Raw genomic sequence first — 6,092 nt, forward strand, 5'->3', positions numbered from 1 at the left:
TGAGGTTATATCATAACATGAAGTTTTGAATATGTCCTGCATGCAGGACATATTCAACTTTGATACATTGAGACAATATCATATTTGAATCAGATAAATTCAAATAAATTTGAAAAAAGTGTTGACTTTCGTCTATCATTCATCTATAATCATCTACGGTGCTCAGGATTGAGTACATTTATTCTGATAAAAAATGAAACACCCGGAATTGTGTGTTAAGAAGAAAGGAAAGGAGACAAAATATGCCTACAATTAATCAATTAGTAAGAAAAGGACGTAGTGAAAAAACATCTAAATCAAAATCACCTGCGTTAAATAGAGGATATAACTCATTATTAAAAAAACCAACTAATATTAGTTCACCTCAAAAACGTGGAGTTTGTACACGTGTTGCCACTATGACACCTAAGAAACCTAACTCGGCTTTACGTAAATATGCCCGTGTTCGTTTATCAAACGGTATGGAAGTTACAGCATATATCCCAGGAATCGGACACAACTTACAAGAACACAGCGTTGTGTTAATTCGTGGAGGACGTGTTAAGGACTTACCAGGGGTTCGTTATCATATTATTCGTGGTACTATGGACTGTGCTGGTGTAAAAGATCGTATGCAAGGACGCTCTCGTTATGGAGCTAAAAGACCTAAAAAATAAGAGATAGGAGGAAAAACTGATGTCAAGAAGAGGACGCGTAGCAAAAAGAGATGTACTACCAGATCCAATTTATAATTCTAAGGTAGTTACAAAATTAATTAACAACATCATGCTTGATGGTAAAAAAGGTGTTGCTCAAAACATCTTATATGAAGCATTTAAAAAAGTTGAAGAAAAAACTGGAAATCCAGCAATGGAAGTATTTGATCAAGCAATCAATAACATTATGCCTGTACTTGAATTAAAAGTAAGACGTATTGGTGGAGCTAACTATCAAGTACCTGTTGAAGTATCTCCAGAAAGAAGAATGACATTAGGTTTAAGATGGTTAGTCAATTACTCTCGTTTAAGAAATGAAAAGAGTATGGTTGATCGTTTAGCTAATGAAATCGTTGATGCATCTAATGGAACTGGGGCTTCTGTTAAGAAGAAAGAAGACACTCATAAGATGGCTGAAGCTAATAAAGCATTCGCACATTTCCGTTGGTAATATAAAGAGACTATTTGAAAGGAGAAAATTATGGCTCGTGAATTTTCGTTAGAAAAAACTCGTAATATTGGAATCATGGCTCATATCGATGCTGGTAAAACAACAACAACTGAACGTGTTCTATATTACACAGGAAAAATTCATAAGATTGGTGAAACACATGATGGTGCTTCACAAATGGACTGGATGGAACAAGAGCAAGAACGTGGTATCACAATCACTTCAGCAGCAACAACTGCTCAATGGAATGGATACCGTGTTAATATCATTGACACTCCAGGCCATGTAGACTTCACTGTTGAAGTAGAACGTTCTTTACGTGTACTTGATGGTGCTGTCACTGTATTAGACTCTAAAGCTGGGGTTGAACCTCAAACTGAAACAGTTTGGCGTCAAGCTACAACTTATGGAGTACCTAGAATTGTATTCTGTAATAAAATGGATGCAACTGGAGCTGACTTCTTAATGTCAGTAGAATCTATTGGTAAAAGATTAGATGCTAACGCTGTTGCTATTCAATTACCAATTGGTGCTGAAGATACATTCGAAGGATTAATTGACTTAATCAAAATGCAAGCTGTTCATTTTGAAGGAGCTAAAGGAGAAAACGTTGTTTACTCTGAAATCCCTGAAAACATGAAAGCTCAAGCTGAAGAATATCGTCAAAAAATGATTGAAGCTGCTGCTTCATTTGATGATGATTTAATGATGAAAGTCTTAGAAGAAGATGAAAATATTACTGAAGAAGAAATCAAAGCTGCTATCCGTAAAGGTGTATTAGCTGTTGAATTATTCCCAGTATTATGTGGTTCTGCATACAAAGACAAAGGTGTTCAATGTATGTTAGACGCTGTTATTGATTTCTTACCAGCTCCAACTGATGTTCCATCTATTAAAGGTGAAGATGAAGACGGAAATGAAGTAGTAAGACATCCAAGTGATGATGAACCATTCGCAGCATTAGCATTCAAAATCATGGCTGACCCATTCGTAGGAAAATTAACTTTCTTCCGTGTGTATTCAGGACATGTTGCATCTGGGTCTTATATATTAAACTCTACAAAAGACAAAAAAGAACGTTTAGGACGTATCTTACAAATGCATGCTAATACTCGTAAGGAAATTGATGAAGTTTATGCTGGAGATATCGCTGCTGCTGTTGGGTTTAAAAACACAACAACTGGAGATACTATCTGTGATGAAAAGAATTTCATTATCTTAGAAAAAATGGAATTCCCTGAACCAGTTATCGAATTAGCTATTGAACCAAAAACTAAACAAGATCAAGATAAATTAAGTAATGGTTTATCAAGATTAGCTGAAGAAGATCCAACATTCAGAGTTACAACAAACCCTGAAACTGGTGATACTATTATCGCTGGGGTTGGTGAATTACACTTAGACGTTATCGTAGATCGTTTAAAGAGAGAATTCAAAGTTGAAGCAAATGTTGGTGCACCACAAGTTGCTTACAGAGAAACAATTAGACAAGCTGCTGATTGTGAAGGTAAGTTTGTAAGACAATCAGGTGGTCGTGGACAATACGGTCACGTATGGATTAAATTCGAACCTAATGAAGGTAAAGGATTTGAATTCGTTGATGCAGTTGTTGGTGGAACAGTACCAAGAGAATATATAGGTTCTGTAAAAGCAGGTCTTGAAGATGCTTTACAAAACGGTATGATTGCAGGATATCCAGTATTAGATATCAAAGCAACTTTATTTGATGGTTCTTACCATGATGTCGATTCATCAGAAATGGCATACAAAGTTGCAGCAAGCTTAGCTTTAAAAGCAGCTGGTAAAAAATGTGATCCAGTTATCTTAGAACCAATCATGGCTGTTGAAATCACTGCACCTTCTGAATATTTAGGAAGTGTTATGGGTGATATTTCATCAAGACGTGGTATGATTGAAGGACAAGAAGAAAGAGGAAATGCTGTTACTGTACAAGCAAGTGTACCTTTATCTGAAATGTTTGGATATGTTACTGATTTAAGATCATTTACACAAGGTCGTGGAAACTACACTATGCAATTTGATCGTTATGAACCAGTACCAAAATCAATTAAAGAAGAAATTATTAAGAAAAATGGTGGAAACAATTAATTCTGCTGAAAGTTATTGCATTTTTGTTACAAATCATTTAGAATGTATATGTAAAAATTTAAAGAAATTTATATAGGAGGAAGCTAATAATGGCTAAAGAAAAATTTGACCGCTCTAAAGCGCATGTTAATATCGGAACTATTGGTCACGTTGACCATGGTAAAACTACTTTAACTGCAGCTATCACTACAGTATTATCTAAAGATGGACAAGCTCAAGCAATGGATTATGCTGCTATCGATGCTGCTCCAGAAGAAAAAGAACGTGGAATCACAATCAACACTGCACACGTTGAGTATCAAACTGCTACTCGTCACTATGCACACGTTGACTGTCCAGGCCATGCAGACTACATCAAAAACATGATCACTGGTGCTGCACAAATGGATGGTGCTATCTTAGTAGTTGCTGCTACAGATGGTCCTATGCCACAAACTAGAGAACATATCTTATTATCTCGTCAAGTAGGTGTACCTTACATCATCGTATTCTTAAATAAATGCGATATGGTTGATGATGATGAATTAATCGAATTAGTTGAAATGGAAGTTCGTGAATTATTAAATGAATATGACTTCCCAGGTGATGATACTCCAATCATCCGTGGATCAGCTTTAAAAGCATTAGAAGGAGATCCAAAATGGGTTCCAGCTATTCATGAATTAATGGATGCTGTAGATTCTTATATCCCAACTCCAACTCGTGATACTGATAAACCATTCTTAATGCCAGTTGAAGACGTATTTACAATCACTGGACGTGGAACAGTTGCTACAGGACGTGTTGAAAGAGGACAATTAAAATTAAACGATGAATTAGAAATCGTTGGTATCCGTGAAACTCAAAAAACAGTTGCTACAGGTATCGAAATGTTCCGTAAATTATTAGATTACGCTGAAGCAGGAGATAACGTAGGTGTATTATTAAGAGGTATCAACAGAGAAGAAATCCAACGTGGACAAGTATTAGCTAAACCAGGTTCAGTACATCCACACAAAAAATTCAAATCTCAAGTTTATATCTTATCAAAAGATGAAGGTGGACGTCATACTCCTTTCTTCGCTAACTACAGACCTCAATTCTATTTCAGAACTACTGACGTAACTGGAGTTATCGAATTACCAGAAGGTGTAGAAATGGTTATGCCTGGAGATAACGTTGAATTAACAGTTGAATTAATCGCTCCAATCGCTATCGAAAACGGAACTAAATTCTCAATCCGTGAAGGTGGTAGAACAGTTGGTGCTGGTAACGTTTCAGAAGTTATCGAATAATCAATTGAACGATAAAGGTGTCATAGGACACCTTTTTTTCTATGTAAAAAAGATAATGAAATGCGATAAATTGTGGTAGAATAAAATACATGGAGGTATGTTTATGGAACAATTGTATTTTTTTGATATAGATGGAACATTGATAGAATGTAATAAAGGAATATATTCAATACCTGATTCTTCACGTAATGCTTTGTTACAATTACAAAAACAAGGTGATCATGTCTTTTTGGCTACTGGTAGATGTAAGTGTTTTATTATTGATGGTGTTATGGATTATCCTTTTGATGGTTATGTGACTTGTAATGGGGCATATGTTGAATATATGGGTGAAACAATTTATAAAAAAGTTATCCCTGCTCAAGCAATACAAAAAACACATGAATTATGTTTAGAGAGGGACTTAGCTTATTATTTTGAGGGTAATGATTATATTTATGTTCTCAATAAAAATAATCCTAAACACATTGAATTTAAGAATAATTGGGGGATGAAAGATAACACAATAATTGATCAATTTGACCCTCAAGAAATTGAAACATATATTGGAATGATAGTTGTCAATTCATCAGATGATATAGCCCCAATGGTGGAGGCTTTATCACCATATTTTGATATTCAAAGACATCAAAGTGGTTATTCATTTGACTTAACTCTCAAAGGTGAATCTAAGGCTAAAGGAATAAAGAAATTAGTTGAAAAACTAGGGATGGATATTGAACAAACAATTGCCTTTGGCGATGGTCGAAACGACGTTGAGATGCTTACAGAAGTTGGCTTAGGTATTGCAATGGGAAACGGAGCAATAGAAGCAAAAGCTGTAGCTGATTATGTGACAGATGATATTGATAAAGATGGAATTTTGAAAGCACTTAACCATTTTTCTTTAATTAAATGATTTTTAAGTGTTAATGGTTGAAATTGTAACGTTAATTTGTTAGAATAGAAGTACAGATTAAATCTGAAAATTGCTTATCAAAGGAGAAATTAAAATGGATGAACAAGAACAAATCGTAATTAACCTTATCGTTAATAGTGGTAGTGCACGTAGCTCTGCAATTGAAGCAATCCAATATGCTAAAGCTGGAGATTTAGATAAGGCTGACGAATCATTACAAACAGCAAAAGAAACAGTAAATGAAGCACATCATGCTCAAACTGAATTAATTCAAGCAGAAATTAGAGGAGAAAAAGCTCCATTAAACTTATTAATGGTACATGCTCAAGACCATTTAATGACTGCATTAGTTGTTATTGACTTAGCTCAAGAATTTATTGATTTATATAAAAAAATCGGTTAATTAAAAGACAACAAATATTAAGGAGGGGTTCATGATGAATTCTTCCTTTTTTATATTTTGAAAATATTTTGAAAAGCAAAAATAAATTTAAAAAAATATAAAAAATATGTTGACTTTATTCTAAAAATAGTATAGACTATAGAAGTCGGCTCGAGAGAGATATGACAAGCAAACGGACATTGAAAACTAAACAGAAAACACGTCAATAAGAAGAAACAAAGAAGAGCTAGAAGACAGAAGTTGTCTTTAGAGATAGACAATG

At 34.5% G+C, this 6,092-nt stretch carries 6 protein-coding genes; all 6 read left to right on the forward strand.

Annotated features, from left to right (window positions below; translation table 11 throughout):
• The first annotated feature begins 242 nt into the window (after positions 1-242).
• The 6 genes from rpsL (at position 243) to EDD60_RS15885 (ending at position 5,830) form a co-directional block, all read left to right on the forward strand.
• Entirely contained in the window at positions 243-656 is a 414-nt protein-coding gene (gene rpsL, locus EDD60_RS15860; RefSeq protein WP_066448165.1) for a 30S ribosomal protein S12, read from the forward strand.
• A gap of 19 nt (positions 657-675) precedes the next feature.
• Positions 676-1,146, forward strand: a complete 471-nt coding sequence (rpsG, locus tag EDD60_RS15865) for a 30S ribosomal protein S7 (protein WP_066448162.1) — start codon at positions 676-678, stop codon at positions 1,144-1,146.
• Positions 1,147-1,176: 30 nt separating this feature from the next.
• Positions 1,177-3,255, forward strand: a complete 2,079-nt coding sequence (fusA, locus tag EDD60_RS15870; RefSeq protein ID WP_066448159.1) for an elongation factor G — start codon at positions 1,177-1,179, stop codon at positions 3,253-3,255.
• An 89-nt stretch (positions 3,256-3,344) separates the two neighbouring features.
• The gene (gene tuf, locus EDD60_RS15875; RefSeq protein ID WP_066448157.1) at positions 3,345-4,529 is read left to right on the forward strand and encodes an elongation factor Tu; all 1,185 of its coding nucleotides are present in this window, start codon (positions 3,345-3,347) and stop codon (positions 4,527-4,529) included.
• A 103-nt stretch (positions 4,530-4,632) separates the two neighbouring features.
• On the forward strand, positions 4,633-5,427 hold the full coding sequence (locus EDD60_RS15880) for a Cof-type HAD-IIB family hydrolase (protein ID WP_066448155.1): 795 nt from the start codon (positions 4,633-4,635) through the stop codon (positions 5,425-5,427).
• A gap of 94 nt (positions 5,428-5,521) precedes the next feature.
• A complete protein-coding gene (locus EDD60_RS15885) occupies positions 5,522-5,830 on the forward strand; it encodes a PTS lactose/cellobiose transporter subunit IIA (protein ID WP_066448152.1) in 309 nt (102 codons plus the stop codon).
• Positions 5,831-6,092 lie beyond the last annotated feature (262 nt).

It is taken from the genome of Longibaculum muris, from assembly GCF_004343035.1.
GTDB lineage: Bacteria > Bacillota_I > Bacilli_A > Erysipelotrichales > Coprobacillaceae > Longibaculum > Longibaculum muris.

Bases quoted from the DNA above. Each gene is read 5' to 3' on its own strand.
- rpsL (WP_066448165.1), top strand. From the start codon at position 243: ATGCCTACAATTAATCAATTAGTAAGAAAAGGACGTAGTGAAAAAACA.
- rpsG (WP_066448162.1), top strand. From the start codon at position 676: ATGTCAAGAAGAGGACGCGTAGCAAAAAGAGATGTACTACCAGATCCA.
- EDD60_RS15880 (WP_066448155.1), top strand. From the start codon at position 4,633: ATGGAACAATTGTATTTTTTTGATATAGATGGAACATTGATAGAATGT.
- tuf (WP_066448157.1), top strand. From the start codon at position 3,345: ATGGCTAAAGAAAAATTTGACCGCTCTAAAGCGCATGTTAATATCGGA.
- EDD60_RS15885 (WP_066448152.1), top strand. From the start codon at position 5,522: ATGGATGAACAAGAACAAATCGTAATTAACCTTATCGTTAATAGTGGT.
- fusA (WP_066448159.1), top strand. From the start codon at position 1,177: ATGGCTCGTGAATTTTCGTTAGAAAAAACTCGTAATATTGGAATCATG.